Source organism: Luteimonas sp. 22616 (genome assembly GCF_052044325.1).
In the GTDB taxonomy this organism is placed as follows: domain Bacteria; phylum Pseudomonadota; class Gammaproteobacteria; order Xanthomonadales; family Xanthomonadaceae; genus Luteimonas.
The window spans coordinates 1,107,145-1,120,938 of record NZ_JBQEMW010000001.1; the positions used below are offsets into that span (position 1 = coordinate 1,107,145).

The 13,794-nt window shown below is 68.1% G+C and carries 13 protein-coding genes; 3 read left to right on the forward strand and 10 right to left on the reverse strand.

Annotated elements, in window-relative coordinates; all coding sequences use genetic code 11:
• Positions 1–10: 10 nt before the first annotated feature.
• From ACTJIL_RS05175 to dapB, 3 genes are all read right to left on the reverse strand, one after another.
• Positions 11–1,912, reverse strand: a complete 1,902-nt coding sequence (locus ACTJIL_RS05175) for a prolyl oligopeptidase family serine peptidase (protein WP_440754493.1) — start codon at positions 1,910–1,912, stop codon at positions 11–13.
• A 62-nt stretch (positions 1,913–1,974) separates the two neighbouring features.
• Positions 1,975–3,102 carry a glutamine-hydrolyzing carbamoyl-phosphate synthase small subunit gene (gene carA / locus ACTJIL_RS05180; protein WP_440754494.1) on the reverse strand — a complete coding sequence of 376 codons (1,128 nt, stop codon included), beginning with the start codon at positions 3,100–3,102 and terminating at the stop codon, positions 1,975–1,977.
• A 156-nt stretch (positions 3,103–3,258) separates the two neighbouring features.
• Positions 3,259–3,969 (reverse strand): 4-hydroxy-tetrahydrodipicolinate reductase, encoded by a 711-nt coding sequence (gene dapB / locus ACTJIL_RS05185; protein WP_440754495.1) that lies wholly within the window; start codon positions 3,967–3,969, stop codon positions 3,259–3,261.
• A 101-nt stretch (positions 3,970–4,070) separates the two neighbouring features.
• Between dapB and ACTJIL_RS05190 the strand changes: the two genes are divergently transcribed.
• Positions 4,071–4,763, forward strand: a complete 693-nt coding sequence (locus ACTJIL_RS05190; protein WP_440754496.1) for a 2OG-Fe(II) oxygenase — start codon at positions 4,071–4,073, stop codon at positions 4,761–4,763.
• Between the two features lie 144 nt (positions 4,764–4,907).
• On the opposite strand, the gene dnaJ is transcribed toward ACTJIL_RS05190, so the two are convergent.
• The 4 genes from dnaJ to hrcA form a co-directional block, all read right to left on the reverse strand.
• On the reverse strand, positions 4,908–6,041 hold the full coding sequence (gene dnaJ, locus ACTJIL_RS05195) for a molecular chaperone DnaJ (protein WP_440754497.1): 1,134 nt from the start codon (positions 6,039–6,041) through the stop codon (positions 4,908–4,910).
• 72 nt (positions 6,042–6,113) lie between these two features.
• A complete protein-coding gene (gene dnaK / locus ACTJIL_RS05200) occupies positions 6,114–8,042 on the reverse strand; it encodes a molecular chaperone DnaK (RefSeq protein ID WP_440754498.1) in 1,929 nt (642 codons plus the stop codon).
• Positions 8,043–8,192: 150 nt separating this feature from the next.
• Positions 8,193–8,714 (reverse strand): nucleotide exchange factor GrpE, encoded by a 522-nt coding sequence (gene grpE / locus ACTJIL_RS05205; RefSeq protein WP_440755852.1) that lies wholly within the window; start codon positions 8,712–8,714, stop codon positions 8,193–8,195.
• 215 nt (positions 8,715–8,929) lie between these two features.
• The gene (hrcA, locus tag ACTJIL_RS05210; protein ID WP_440754499.1) at positions 8,930–9,988 is read right to left on the reverse strand and encodes a heat-inducible transcriptional repressor HrcA; all 1,059 of its coding nucleotides are present in this window, start codon (positions 9,986–9,988) and stop codon (positions 8,930–8,932) included.
• Between the two features lie 173 nt (positions 9,989–10,161).
• Between hrcA and recN the strand changes: the two genes are divergently transcribed.
• Positions 10,162–11,844 (forward strand): DNA repair protein RecN, encoded by a 1,683-nt coding sequence (gene recN / locus ACTJIL_RS05215; RefSeq protein ID WP_440754500.1) that lies wholly within the window; start codon positions 10,162–10,164, stop codon positions 11,842–11,844.
• A gap of 132 nt (positions 11,845–11,976) precedes the next feature.
• Here recN and fur read toward each other — a convergent pair whose 3' ends face one another.
• Positions 11,977–12,381: a ferric iron uptake transcriptional regulator gene (gene fur / locus ACTJIL_RS05220; protein WP_440754501.1), complete on the reverse strand. Its 405-nt coding sequence runs from the start codon at positions 12,379–12,381 to the stop codon at positions 11,977–11,979.
• 225 nt (positions 12,382–12,606) lie between these two features.
• On the opposite strand from fur, the gene ACTJIL_RS05225 reads away from it, so the two are divergent.
• Positions 12,607–12,996, forward strand: coding sequence for an outer membrane protein assembly factor BamE (locus ACTJIL_RS05225; RefSeq protein WP_440754502.1), 390 nt, complete (start codon positions 12,607–12,609; stop codon positions 12,994–12,996).
• A 56-nt stretch (positions 12,997–13,052) separates the two neighbouring features.
• Here ACTJIL_RS05225 and ACTJIL_RS05230 read toward each other — a convergent pair whose 3' ends face one another.
• Both ACTJIL_RS05230 and ACTJIL_RS05235 read right to left on the reverse strand, forming a co-directional pair.
• The gene (locus ACTJIL_RS05230) at positions 13,053–13,325 is read right to left on the reverse strand and encodes an RnfH family protein (protein ID WP_440754503.1); all 273 of its coding nucleotides are present in this window, start codon (positions 13,323–13,325) and stop codon (positions 13,053–13,055) included.
• Positions 13,325–13,756 carry a type II toxin-antitoxin system RatA family toxin gene (locus tag ACTJIL_RS05235; RefSeq protein ID WP_440754504.1) on the reverse strand — a complete coding sequence of 144 codons (432 nt, stop codon included), beginning with the start codon at positions 13,754–13,756 and terminating at the stop codon, positions 13,325–13,327. The genes ACTJIL_RS05230 and ACTJIL_RS05235 overlap by 1 nt, the downstream gene beginning before the upstream one ends.
• Positions 13,757–13,794 lie beyond the last annotated feature (38 nt).

Consider the following 13,794-nt stretch of genomic DNA (forward strand, 5'->3'; position numbering starts at 1 on the left):
GGTCAGGAGATCAGGGGGTCTGCGCAGTCGCCTGCTTGTTGCCGATGTGACTGTCGAAGAAGGCGAGCATCTTCGTGTAGAGGTTCACGTTGTTGTCGATGTCGCGGAAGCCATGGGCTTCCTTCTTCTCGACCACGATCTGCTCGGGCTTCTTGCCCACCGCGGCCATGCGATCGACTAGTTCGTGCATGTTCTTGATCGGCACACGCTCGTCCTTGGCACCGTGCACCAGCATGATCGCGGCCTTGATCCGGTCGACGCCGTAGATCGGCGACTGCGCGTGTCGTTCGGCGGCCGATTCCGGGAACACCGTATTGAGGTAGGCACGACCATACTCGGACTGCGAGGTGTCGCTGTTGTGCCGCTGCACGTCCATGTCATAGACGCCTACGTAGCCCACCGAACACTGGTACAGGTCAGGCTCGCGCACCACGCTCATCAGCGCTGCGTAGCCGCCGTAGGAGGCGCCGTAGATGCACACCCGCGATGGGTCGGCAATGCCCTGCGAGACCGCCCAGCGCACCGAGTCGGTGAGATCGTCCTGCATGGTTGTGCCCCACTTGCGGTAGCCAGCGGAGACATAGGCGTCGCCGTAGCCGCCGGAACCGCGGTAGTTCATCTGCAGTACCGCGTAGCCACGGTTGGCAAGCAGCTGGACCTCCGGGTTGAAGCCCCACTCGTCGCGCGGGCCGTGCGGACCGCCGTGCGGGTTGACGACCAGCGGCAGGTTCTTGCCATTACTACCGGCCGGGATCGTGAGGTAGCCGTGGATGACCATGCCGTCGCGGGTCTTCACATCCACCGGCTTCATCACGGACATCTGTTCCGGCTTGATCCATGCCATCGAGGAAAGCAGGAACCTGGCCTGCCCGGCCTTGCGGTCGAACAGATAGACCTGGCCCGGGTCACGATCGCTGTAAACGTGCATCAGCACGCGGTTGCCATCCTCGGAGATGCCACTGAACGCCACCACCTTGCCCGGGAACGCCTTCACCAAGCCTGCAAACAGCGCCGTTTCCGGATGGTCGGGGGCGATGAAATCCCAGTACGGAACGCCGTCATCGTAGCGGACCGCCAGCAGTGTCCTGTGGTCACTGCTCCACAACAGCCTGCTCGCATCCACGGTACCGTTGCGAGAGACTTCCTTGCCCTCGCCCGTCACCGGGTCGATCCGCCACAGCGATTGCGGGCCGCCTTTGACACTCTTGAGTACGAAAGCCTGCTTGTTGTCGGCGCTGAAGCCAACCGGCTGCATGCTTGCGCCGACAAAGGGGGCCGCCTTGTCCACCATCGACCACTTGTCGCCGTCGCGGCGGTAGACCACGCTGGAGCCGTCGCCCATCCCGCCGAAGCTGTAGCGCACGTTGGCCTCGTGGTCGACAAGGAAGCTGCCGAAGTCCAGCGGACTGGACGCGGCTCGCGTGATCTTGCCGTTGTAGACATTGAGCTTGAACAGGAAGGCATTCTCGATCGAGCGCGTGACCAGCACCGAATCGCGCTCGCCGGGCAGCGTGTCGACCAGCCCATAGAAATTGCCGTGCGGGATCGCTATCCGGCGGGTGCCGTCGATGTTGGAGGCATACATGTCGCGCAGGCCGACCTGGAAATCGAAGCGACCGGTCTTGAAGCTCGTGGCGTACAGGATGCGTTCGTCGTTGGCCCAGGTGACCCGCTGGAAATAGTAGTCCTTGCCGTAGTCCCAGCTGCCGACCACGCTCTTGTCGTCGACCTTGAGCACCACCAGCAGGCTGCGATCGCTGCGCGGCATCACTACCGCGATGTGCTCGCCGTTCGGCGAAAGCAGGACGCTCTCGAACTCCGCGTCCTTGAAGAAGTCCTTGATCGGCACGTCCGCCGCCACTGCCATGCCGGGCATGATCATCAGCAGCAGGATTGCAAGCAGGTATCGCATTTGGGTTTCTCCCCTTGGTGATGCGTGAAGTCCGTTTACAGGCTCTGTTTACAGGCGTGGTATCAGCGCGGTGCCGTCCGCATCGATTCGATGAAACGGTCGAACAGCGGTCCCACATCCTGCGGTCCGGGACTCGCTTCCGGATGTCCCTGGAAGCTGAACGCCGGTGCGTCGGTGAGTTCGATGCCCTGGTTGGAGCCGTCGAACAGCGAGCGGTGGGTCACGCGGGCGGTGCCCGGCAAGGTGGCTTCGTCGACCGCGAAACCGTGGTTCTGCGAGGTGATCATCACCCGGCCACTGCCGAGGTCGATCACCGGGTGGTTGGCGCCGTGGTGGCCGAACTTCATCTTCAGCGTGCTCGCGCCGATCGCCAGGCCGAGCAACTGGTGGCCGAGGCAGATGCCGTACAGCGGGATCTTCTTCGCGAGGAACTCGCGGATCGCGGCGATGGCGTAGTCGCAGGGCTGCGGGTCGCCGGGGCCGTTGGACAGGAAGATGCCATCGGGCTTGAGCGCCAGCGCTTCGGCGGCCGTCGTCTGCGCCGGCACCACGGTGACGTCGCAGCCGCGTTCGGCCAGCATGCGCAGGATGTTGCGCTTCACGCCGAAGTCGTAGGCAACGACGCGATACTTCGGTTCGACGCGTGCGAATTCGCCGCTGTCGAGATCGAGCTGGCCGTCGCGCCACGGGTACGCGCTGCGCGTGCTGACTTCCTTCGCCAGGTCCATGCCTTCGAGGCCCGGGAACTTGCGTGCCGCCTCGAGCGCCTTGTCGACGTCGATGTCGCCCGCCATCAGCGCGCCGTTCTGGGCGCCGCGGTCGCGCAGCAGCCGGGTCAGCTTGCGGGTATCGATGTCGGCGATGGCGACGATGCCGCGCGCGCGCAGCCATTCGGGCAACGAGCCTTCGCTACGCCAGCTGCTCGGCCGGCGCGGCACGTCGCGCACCACCAGGCCCGCGGCCCAGGCCTGCGGGGCCTCGTCGTCCTGCGCGGTGCAGCCGGTGTTGCCGATGTGCGGGTAGGTCAGGGTGACGATCTGGCGCGCGTACGACGGGTCGGTGAGGATCTCCTGGTAGCCGGTCATGGCGGTGTTGAACACCACCTCGCCGACCGACAGGCCGGGCGCGCCCACGGAAATGCCCTCGAACACGGTGCCGTCTTCGAGTGCGAGGATTGCGGTTTCTGTCACGGAGTTTCGCCTACGTCGGGTTGCAGAAAACCGCCGACACGGTGCGCAACCGGCCGGAGGCGAGAGGAATCAGGCGAGCGGGAATGATACCGGCGCGACGCCGGCCGCGCCAGAGTTTCCGTGCCGCCTATCCGCCGCGGAACGGGGGGCGCGGCTTCACAGCACGTCGCGCAGGCGTCGGACGCCCGGCGGGCCCCCGGCGAGTGCCAGCGCGGCGTGCAGGGCGCCGCTGGCGAAGATGTCGCGGCTGCCGGCGCGGTGGACCAGTTCGAGGCGCTCGCCGGCGGTGGTGAACTGGACGACGTGCTCGCCGACGATGTCGCCGGCGCGAATGCTGGCGTAGCGCGGCTGCGCGCCCTCCCGCTGCGCCGCCGCGCCGAGCGCCAGCGCGGTGCCGGAGGGGGCGTCGAGCTTGCGGGTGTGGTGCATCTCGACGATGTCGCAGTCCCAGCCTGGCAGCGCGCCTGCCGCGCGTTCGACCAGTTCCTCCAGCAGCGCCACGCCGAGGCTGAAATTGGCCGACCACAGCACGCCGATGCGTGCGCCGGCCCCGTTCATGGCCGCGTGCTGCGCTTCGGACAATCCCGTAGTACCCGACACCAGCCCCGCGCCGCGCGCCAGGCAGGCGGCGAGGACCGCGTCGAAGCCGGCCGGCAGGCTGAAATCGATCGCGACGTCGAAATCGGGCGCGCCGCCCAGTTCGGTCGCGGCGAAGTGCGGGACGCCATCGACCACCCGCTGCGACGGCGAGCGCGCCGATACCGCGGCGACCACGCGGCAATCGTCGCGCTGCGCGCACAGCCGCAGCAGGGCCTGTCCCATGCGGCCGCCGGCGCCGTGGATCAGCAATCGGGTCGATGCATTCATGTTCGCAGGCTAATCGGGCACCGGGTGCGCCACAAGCCCGGTGCCGGCGACGCGCGTTCCAGCGCTAGACTTCGCGTGACGTCATGCTCCCGGTTGGCTCGATGCCGCCCGATTCCCCCTTTCTTGATCCCCACCGGCTCGAACGCGCCGACGTCGTGGTCGCGCACGACCCGTTCTGTTTCGTGGTGGCGCCGGCACAGCTGCCGGAGGCCGACCGCGAGGCCTTACTGCGCGACTTCCCGCGCTACGGCAGCGCCGGTTTCTTCCCCTACCGGGAACAGGATTGCGGTCCTTCCATACGGGCGCTGGTCGCCGAGTTCAGCGGCGGCGCGTTTGCCAGCGCGCTTGGCGCGCGGCTCGGCATCCCGGATCTGGCGGGCTTCCCGGTGATCGTCACCCTCAGCGATTCGGTCCATCGCCGCCACGGCACGATCCATACCGACAGCACGTCCAAGATCGCGACCGCCCTGCTCTACCTCAATCCATCGTGGCCGGAGAACGGCGCCGGGTGCCTGCGGCTGCTGCGGCGTGGCGACGACATCGACGCGCTGGCCGCGCCGGCGATCCCGCCGCTCTACGGCACCCTGGTCGCCTTCCGGCGCGCGGACAATTCCTGGCACGGGCACCTGCCCTTCGAAGGCGCAAGGCGCGTGCTGCAGGTGGCCTGGCTGGCCAGCGCTGCCGACGCCGCGCGCAAGGACCGGCGCGGGCGGCTTTCACGGATGGTGAAGACGCTGGCCGGTCGCCTGGATCGGCGCTGGGGCGCCCGGCGCGGGATCGACGCGCACCATTGAGAGTTTTTGCGGAGCCCAGCAGGAGCGGCCTCAGCCGCGAGCTCTTTTTCCTGTGCGAAATGAATCGAGCAGAAGAGTTCGTGGCTGAAGCCGCTCCTGCAAGATCAGCCGCCCTGCGGGATCAGCCGCGCCGCAGCAGCGATGCTACGAGACCATCCGGTCCCAGAAGCCCTTCACGCCGTCGAAGAACGTGCTCGATTTCGGTGAATGCCGTCGTGCGCCGTCGCCGACGAACGTCTTCTCGAAATTCTCCAGCAACTCGCGCTGCTCCGGGGTCAGGTTGACCGGGGTCTCCACTACCGCCTTGCAGTACAGGTCGCCGGTGCTGCGGCTGCGCACGGACTTGACGCCCTTGTCGCGCAGGCGGAACACCTTGCCGGTCTGGGTTTCGGCCGGAATGCGGATCTCGGCTTCGCCATTGAGCGTCGGCACGCGGACCGTGTCGCCAAGCGCGGCCTGCGAAATCCGGATCGGCACCTCGCAGTGCAGGTCGTCGCCGTCGCGCACGAAGATCTCGTGCGGGCGCACGCGCACCTCGACGTACAGGTCGCCCGGGGGCGAACCGGGCGGGCCAGCCTCGCCCTCGCCGGACAGGCGGATGCGGTCGCCGTTGTCGACGCCCGGCGGGATCTTCACCGAGAGGACCTTTTCTTCCTCGACGCGGCCCGCGCCGCGGCATTCCGGGCATGGATTCTGGAAGGTCTGGCCGCGGCCATGGCACTGCGGGCACGGCTGCTGCATCGAGAAGATGCCGCGCTGGAAACGCACCTGGCCGCGGCCGTGGCAGGTTTCGCAGGTATGCAGCTTGCCGTCCTCGGAGCCGGTGCCCCGGCACGGTTCGCACTCGGCCAGGGTCGGGATCTCGATCCGGCGTTCGATGCCGGCGACGGCTTCCTCGAGGTCGAGCTCCATCACGTAGCCGACGTCGGCGCCGCGTCGCGGCCCGCGCGAGCCGCCACCGCCGAAGATGTTGCCGAAGATGTCGCCGAAGATGTCGCCCATGTCGGCGCCGCCGAAACCGCCCGGACCTGCGTTGCCGCCGCCCATGCCGTGTTCGAACGCCGCGTGGCCGTGCTGGTCGTACATGCGGCGCTTGCCGCTGTCCGACAGCACTTCGTACGCCTCCTTGCACTCCTTGAACGATTCAAGCGCGCTGGCGTCGCCCGGATTGCGGTCCGGGTGGTACTTCATCGCGCAGCGACGGTAGGCCTTCTTCAGCTCGTCATCGCCGGCATCGCGGGCCACGCCCAGGATTTCGTAGTAATCGCGCTTGCTCATGGACGCTGCTTTCCTTCCCCATTACAACGACGGGCAGGCGCGTGCCTGCCCGTCGTCAATGCCGATCGTCGATCAGGCCTGCTTGTTGTCGTCGTCCTTGACCTCGGTGAACTCGGCGTCGACCACGTCGTCGCCCTTCGGCGCGTCGCCGTCGTTGCCGCCCGCTTCGCCGGACGGCTGCTGGGCGGCGGCGACCGCCGCGAACAGCGCCTGTGCGGCTTCCTCGAGGGTCTTCGACTTGGCTTCGATCTGAGCCTTGTCGTCGCCCTTCATCGCGGTCTCGACTTCGGCGATCGCGCCTTCGACGCGACCGATCACGTCGCCCGGGACCTTGTCGCCGTTGTCCTTGATCGCGCTGCGCGCGCCGTGGATCAACGCGTCGGCCTGGTTGCGGGCGGTGACCAGGTCGTGGAACTTCCGGTCTTCCTCGCGATGCGCCTCGGCATCGCTGACCATCCGCTGGATTTCCTCGTCGGACAGGCCGGAACCGGCCTTGATCTCGACCTTCTGTTCCTTGCCGGTCTTCTTGTCCTTGGCCGTCACATGGACGATGCCGTTGGCGTCGATGTCGAACGACACCTCCACCTGCGGCATGCCGCGCGGCGCGGAGTCGATGCCGGTGAGGTCGAACTTGGCCAGCGACTTGTTGTAGCGGGCCTGCTCGCGCTCGCCCTGCAGCACGTGCACGGTCACCGCGGACTGGTTGTCCTCGGCGGTGGAGAACGTCTGCGAGGCCTTGGTCGGCACCGTGGTGTTCTTCTCGATGATCTTGGTGAACACGCCGCCGAGGGTCTCGATGCCCAGCGACAGCGGGGTCACGTCGAGCAGCAGCACGTCCTTGACGTCGCCGGCCAGCACGCCGCCCTGCACCGCGGCGCCGATGGCGACCGCTTCGTCCGGGTTGACGTCCTTGCGCGGCTCCTTGCCGAAGAACTCGGCCACGGCCTGCTGCACCTTCGGCATGCGGGTCTGGCCGCCGACCAGGATCACCTCGTTGATGTCGCTGGCGCGCAGGCCGGCGTCGTTGAGGGCGGTGCGGCAGGGTTCGATGGTCTTCTTGATCAGGTCCTCGACCAGCGCCTCGAGCTTGGCCCGGGTGAGCTTGATGTTGAGGTGCTTGGGGCCCGAAGCGTCGGCGGTCACGTACGGCAGGTTGACCTCGGTCTGCTGCGCGCTGGACAGCTCGATCTTGGCACGCTCGGCGGCGTCCTTCAGGCGCTGCAGGGCGAGCGGATCCTTGCGCAGGTCCAGCCCCGAGTCCTTCTGGAACTCCTCGACCAGGTAGTCGATGACGCGCTTGTCGAAGTCCTCGCCGCCGAGGAAGGTGTCGCCGTTGGTGGACAGCACCTCGAACTGCTTCTCGCCGTCGACGTTTGCGATCTCGATGATCGACATGTCGAAGGTGCCGCCGCCCAGGTCGTACACGGCGATCTTGCGGTCGCCGCCTTCCTTGTCGAGGCCATAGGCCAGCGCGGCCGCGGTCGGCTCGTTGATGATGCGCTTGACGTCGAGGCCGGCGATCTTGCCGGCGTCCTTGGTCGCCTGGCGCTGGGAGTCGTTGAAGTAGGCCGGCACAGTGATCACGGCCTCGGTCACGGTCTCGCCCAGGTAGGCCTCGGCGGTCTTCTTCATCTTCTCGAGGATGCGCGCGGAGACTTCCTGCGCGGAGAGCTTCCTGCCGTCGCTGGTCGCGACCCAGGCGTCGCCGTTGTCGTGCTCGACGATCGCGTACGACACCAGGTCCAGGTCTTTCTGGACCTCGGCGTCCTTGAACTTGCGGCCGATCAGGCGCTTGACCGCGTAGAAGGTGTTCTTGGAATTGGTGACGGCCTGGCGCTTGGCGGACGCGCCGACCAGCACTTCGCCGTCCTTGGTGTAGGCCACGATCGACGGCGTGGTGCGATCGCCCTCGCTGTTCTCGATGACCTTGGCCTTGCCGCCGTCCATGATCGCCACGCACGAGTTGGTCGTGCCGAGGTCGATGCCGATGATCTTTGCCATTGTGTGGTTCCCTCTCGGAATTGCCTGGGTTGCTTGTCTGGGTTGTCTGGGGGCGGCCGGGCCGCCCATGAACGCTTATCTGGGGTCGCGGGCAGGCGGTTCAAGCGTTTTTCTTGAATGCCCGCGAACGCGCCCCCCGCCGGGCGCCGGTCAGTCTTCGCCCTTGGCCACGGCCACCAGCGCCGGGCGCAGCAGTTGCTCGTGGAGCATGAAGCCCTTCTGGAAGACCTGAGCGACCGCATGCGGCTCGATGCCATGGGCCTCGACCACGCTCATCGCCTGGTGGTGCGCCGGGTCGAAGGCATCGCCGGCCACGGGCGCGATCTCGACCAGGCCGTTGTTCCCCGCCACCCGCGACAACTCCCGCAGGATCAGGACCACGCCGTCGCGCAGCGGGTCGGCGTCCGGGGCATTGGCCAGCGCGGCCTCGAGGCTGTCGAACACCGGCAGCAGGTCGCCGAGCAGCTGCTTGTTGGCGAAGCGGCAGGCGTTGCGGACATCGCGCTCCATGCGCTTGCGCTGGTTTTCGATGTCCGCGCGCTCGACCAGGGACTGGGCACGGAGCTGTTCGAGCTCGGCCTTGAGCTGCTCGATCTGCGAATCCTGTTCGAGGGCGGCGGCATTGTCGGTGTCGGTGTCGGGCGTGGTGATGTCGTCGTGTTCTGGGTGCATGGTCATCGGGTCGGAGGAATGTCTCGGGAATGTCTCGGAACGGGAGTGGCCTGCGCCCTTCCACCAGCGCGGTCGACGGGCAGGTTCGACATGCGCGCTGATGTGTGGGCCGGGCTGCAAAAATCCAAGCCCGGGACAGCCTGGCGGCAGCCCCGGAAGGTGCACCCGGCCGGGAATGGCTGCCTGGGCGGCCGCCAAGGATACGGGGCCGGGCTTCAGCTGACGCGTTCGGCCATCGTCCGCGACAGTGCCTGGGCAGTCGCCTGGACGGTGGTGATGACGCGGTCGTAGTCCATCCGGGTGGGGCCGATGACGCCCAGCACGCCCAGCACCCTTCCGCCGCTCGCGTAGGGAGCCGCGATCAGGGTGCACTGCTCCATCGACGTGACCCCGGACTCCTCGCCGATGAACAGGCGCACGCCGTCGGCGCGCAGGCAGCCCTCCAGCACCTGCAGCAGCTCGCTCTTGCGCTGGAACGCCTCGAACAGCTCCCGCAGGCGCTCGACGTCGGCCAGCCCCTGGGTCCCGCCCATCAGCTTGGTCTGGCCGCTGACCAGCATGTCCTCGTCGTCGACCGGCTGCAGGGTGGCCTGAGCCAGCGCCACGGTGGCGGCCATGCGGCGGTCGACCTCGCGACGTTCGTCGTCGAGTTCGGCCACCAGCCGCTCGCGGATCTCGGCCAGGCCGAGGCCGGCGTAGTTCTGGTTGAGGTAGTTGGCGATCCACTCCAGCTCGCTGGCCGACAGCGGGCGCGGCACTTCCACGGCCCGGTTCTGGACCTCGCCGTCGGTGAACACCAGGATCGCCAGCACGCGGCGCTCGTCCAGGCGCACGAAGTCGATGTGGCGGAAGGCGAAGCGGTCGCGGCGCGGCACGGTGACCAGGCCGACGAAATGGGAGATGTCCGACAGTCGCGACGACGCGTCGCGCAGGACTTCCTGGGTGGACCCATGCGCGGCCAGGCCCTCGTGGATCAGCTGGATCTGGCGCTCCGCCGGGGGACGCCATTCGATCAGGCTGTCGACGAACACCCGCAGCCCGCGCGCGGTCGGCACGCGCCCGGCCGAGGTATGCGGCGCGGCCAACAGCCCGATCTCCTCGAGGTCGGACAGGATGTTGCGGATGGTCGCCGGGCTGACATCGAGCCCGGCATGGCGCGCCAGGGTCTGCGAGCCCACCGGCTGGCCGTCGCGGATGTAGCGGCCGATCAGCGCACGCAGTAATTGCCGCGTGCGCGGGTCGAGGGCGTCCTGGTTGTCGATCCTGCGCGTCATGCCCTTGGATATAAGCCCGGTCGGTGGCGGGCGCAAGCGGTCGCGATGAACGATCGGGCAAGTAGCAGCCCGGCCAATGCCGGTCGCATGCGGCGAGACGCAGGCCGTCTCTCATTGCCGCGGCGGCACGCCCCCTTGGCCATTCCCCCCACACCCCTGCACAATTCGCGCGCATGCTCACCCACCTCGCCATCCGCGATTTCGCCGTGGTCACGGCAGCCGAACTCGAGTTCGGCGCGGGCCTGACCGTCATTTCCGGCGAAACCGGCGCCGGCAAGTCCTTGCTGGTGGATGCGCTGGGCTTCCTGTCCGGGCAGCGCGCCGACAGCGGCATGGTCCGCCACGGCGCCGAACGCGCGGAACTGCACGCCGAGTTCGACCTCACGACCTCCGACGACGCCCGGCAATGGTTGCGGCAGGAGGAGTTCGACGATGGCGACGCCTGCCAGCTGCGCCGCACCCTGCGTGCCGACGGCGGCTCGCGTGCGTGGATCAACGGCCGGCCGGCCACCCTGTCGCAGCTCGCCGCGCTGGCGGAGCGGCTGGTCGAGATCCATGGCCAGCACGAACACCAGGCGCTCCTATCCCGGCCCAGCCAGCTGGCCCTGCTCGATGCCTGTGGCAGCCACGATGCGCTGCTGGCGGCCGTGGTCGACGCCGCCCACCGCTGGACCGCGCTGCTGCGCGAGCGCGAGACGCTCACGCGCGCCCGTGAAGGCCGCCCCGGCGACGTCACCGAACGTGGCGACTGGCTGGAACACCAACTCGCCGAACTCGACCGCGAGCCCATCGACCCGGCCTCGATCGCCGAACTCGACGCCGCGCATCGCCGCCAGGCCCATTCGACCGGGCTGATCACAACCTGCGAAGCCGCCCTCGCCCACCTCGACGGCGATGGCGCCATGGCGCTTCCGCGGCAGCTGCAGCAGCTGCGCGGCGAACTGGTGCGCGCGCAGGAGCACGAGCCGCGCCTGGCCGACGTGGACGCCATGCTCGATGTCGCCGCGATCCAGATCGACGAAGCCGGGCTGCTGCTCGAACGCATCCGCGCCGACCTCGACGTCGACCCGGCGCAGTTCGACGAACTCGAGCGCAGGCTCACCCGGTTGCACGAGCTGTCGCGCAAGCACCGGGTCGCGCCGGAAGGCCTGGCGGCGCAGCGCGATGCGCTGGCAGCCGAACTCGAATCGCTGCGCAACGCCGCCGTGCGCCTGCAGGCGCTGGACGGCGAGATCGCATCCGCGGCCGCCGACTGGGGCAAGGCGGCCGACGCCCTCGGCAAGGCGCGCGCGAAGGCCGGCAAAGCGCTGTCGAAAGCCACCACCGCGTTGATCGCCGAACTCGGCATGGGCGGCGGGCGTTTCGAGGTCGCGCTGGAGCCGGTCGAAACCGGGCGGCCCGATCCGCAGGGCGGCGAGCGCGTGGAATTCCTGGTCTCGGCCAACGCCGGGCAGCCGCCGCGGCCGCTGCGCAAGGTGGCCTCCGGCGGCGAACTGTCGCGCATCTCGCTGGCGATCGAGGTCGCCGCGCTCGGCCACGACGCGGTCCCGACGATGGTGTTCGACGAGGTCGACTCCGGCATCGGCGGCGCCACGGCGGACATCGTCGGCCAGAAGCTGCGTGCGCTCGGCGGGACGCGGCAGGTGCTGTGCGTGACCCACCTGCCGCAGGTGGCCGCGCAGGGCCACCGGCACTACCGCGTCAGCAAGGCGGAAAGCGCCGGCGTGACCCAGAGCGCGGTCCGCTTGCTGGACGCAGCCCAGCGCCAGGAAGAGCTGGCGCGCATGCTCGGTGGCGTGGAAGTCAGTACCGAGGCCCGCGCCGCGGCCAAGCGGCTGCTGCACAACGCCTCGTAGGTTGGGATTACACCCTCGACGCTCTTCGCCCCGCATCGACGCTGCCGGTGCACGGCTTCCGCTAGACAGTGACGGGCTCCCGCGGGAACGGCTTCAGCTCCCACAGGATCCGGCGGCTGCCCTGCGCTTCGATCAGCGCTTCTTGCGCACGTACAGCACCAGCGAGTGTTCCTCGAGGTGATAGCCGTGCTTGGCGGCGACCTCGTGCTGCAGCTTTTCGATCTCGGGGCTCTCGAACTCGATGATCTTGCCGCTGTCCACGTCGACCATGTGGTCGTGGTGGCCACCGCGGTCGATTTCGTACACCGCCGTCCCGCCTTCGAAGTTGTGCTTCAGCACCAGCCCCGCCGCCTCGAACTGAGTCAACACGCGATAGACGGTGGCCAGCCCGATCTCGTCGCCGCTGTCGAGCAGGTGGCGATAGATGTCTTCGGCCGTCATGTGGTGCTGCGCGCTTTTCTGTTCCAGCAGCTCGAGGATGCGCATCCGCGGATGCGTCACCTTCAGCCCGGCCTTGCGCAGTTCTTGGGATTCCATGGCGCCTCCATTCACTGGCGGTTTATGGCGTGGTCTTTCCGTGCGCCCTGCCCTGCAAGGCGACGGCGCCGGCCGAAGCGGCATCCCGGTATGCCGGATGCACGCCGGAGTGCCTCGAATCCCCTCGTTGCATGCGCCGTGGATCGCATCGGAACGGTCGCCAGCGGGCACCGCGACGGGGGGCGGGAGTGTATCATCGGCGCGGTCTCCAGCCTGCGGTTTCCCATGCGCAAACTCCTGATCCTCGTCGTCACCGCCCTCATGGTTTCCGGTTGCGGCATCGTCTATCGGCAGCCGATCTACCAGGGCAACCTGCTCGAGAAATCGGCGATCGACCAGTTGCAGCCCGGCATGAGCAAGCAGCAGGTTCTCGGACTGCTGGGTTCGCCGTCGATCGCGGACCCGTTCCACAACCAGCGCTGGGACTACACCAGCACCCAGCGCACCGGCCGTACGGGCCACGTGGAACGCAAGAACCTGGTGCTGTATTTCGAGAACGACACCCTCGCCCGCTGGGACGGCGACTACTTCCCCGAACAGGACGAGCAACTGTCGAAAGACCTGCGCAAGTCGTTCGGCCCGAACCTAGCCAAGGACAAGAAGAAGGGCCGCTGAGGCCACGCGCTCTCGGGCGTCCTCTTACCCGCGCCCAGGCGACGTTTCGCCGCGACTCAGCCCGGCTTGCCGGCAGCAGCCCGTCGCCGCCTGGCCTCTTTCGGATCCACCTGCAGCGGCCGCAGCAGTTCGACGCGGTCGCCATCTTGCAGCAGCGTTGCGCCGCTCGCGCGCTCGCCGTGGACCGCATAGCCGCTGATCCCTTCGATTCCGAAGCCGCTGGCGACCACCGCGTCCTCCACCGTTGCGCCGGCGGGCAATTCGAGCGTCACCGCCTCGGCGCGTCGCGGCCAGCCGCGGATGACCTGCACGTGCAGCGTCGCCGGCATCATTCCGCGCCGCGGTCGGCCACGCGCACGAAGTCGTCGACCATGCGGTCGGCCAGCCCCTGGAAACCCAGCGTCATCGCCGGCGCCAGCAGGCGGCTTTGTGGCTCGAAGTCCAGCGTCAGCGTCACCTTGCAGGCGCATTCATCCAGCGCATGGAATTGCCAGCGCCCATCCAGGCGCTTGAACGGGCCCGCGCGCAGGGCCATCGCGATGTGGTGCGGCGGCGACAGCGTGTTTTCGGTGGTGAACCAGGTGCGCAGCGCACCGAAGCCCAGTTCCAGCCGCGCGACCACGCGGTCCTCGCCCGTTTCCAGCACCTCCGCCGCCTCGCACCAGTCGAAGCGGCGCGGATAGGCGGCGATGTCGTTGACCAGCGCGAACATGCGCGCTGCGGAATGTTCGACGAGGGCGCTGCGCTGGATGGTCGGCATTCGGATCTGGATTCGGATTCTGGCGTCGGGATCGCGGC

Excerpts from the sequence above, each read along its gene's own strand:
- dapB (WP_440754495.1), bottom strand. The coding sequence starts at position 3,969 with ATGAATGCATCGACCCGATTGCTGATCCACGGCGCCGGCGGCCGCATG.
- dnaK (WP_440754498.1), bottom strand. The coding sequence starts at position 8,042 with ATGGCAAAGATCATCGGCATCGACCTCGGCACGACCAACTCGTGCGTG.
- ACTJIL_RS05230 (WP_440754503.1), bottom strand. The coding sequence starts at position 13,325 with ATGCCGGCGACGCTGCACGTGCAGGTCATCCGCGGCTGGCCGCGACGC.
- dnaJ (WP_440754497.1), bottom strand. The coding sequence starts at position 6,041 with ATGAGCAAGCGCGATTACTACGAAATCCTGGGCGTGGCCCGCGATGCC.
- recN (WP_440754500.1), top strand. The coding sequence starts at position 10,162 with ATGCTCACCCACCTCGCCATCCGCGATTTCGCCGTGGTCACGGCAGCC.
- ACTJIL_RS05225 (WP_440754502.1), top strand. The coding sequence starts at position 12,607 with ATGCGCAAACTCCTGATCCTCGTCGTCACCGCCCTCATGGTTTCCGGT.
- ACTJIL_RS05190 (WP_440754496.1), top strand. The coding sequence starts at position 4,071 with ATGCCGCCCGATTCCCCCTTTCTTGATCCCCACCGGCTCGAACGCGCC.
- grpE (WP_440755852.1), bottom strand. The coding sequence starts at position 8,714 with ATGCACCCAGAACACGACGACATCACCACGCCCGACACCGACACCGAC.
- ACTJIL_RS05235 (WP_440754504.1), bottom strand. The coding sequence starts at position 13,756 with ATGCCGACCATCCAGCGCAGCGCCCTCGTCGAACATTCCGCAGCGCGC.
- fur (WP_440754501.1), bottom strand. The coding sequence starts at position 12,381 with ATGGAATCCCAAGAACTGCGCAAGGCCGGGCTGAAGGTGACGCATCCG.
- ACTJIL_RS05175 (WP_440754493.1), bottom strand. The coding sequence starts at position 1,912 with ATGCGATACCTGCTTGCAATCCTGCTGCTGATGATCATGCCCGGCATG.
- hrcA (WP_440754499.1), bottom strand. The coding sequence starts at position 9,988 with ATGACGCGCAGGATCGACAACCAGGACGCCCTCGACCCGCGCACGCGG.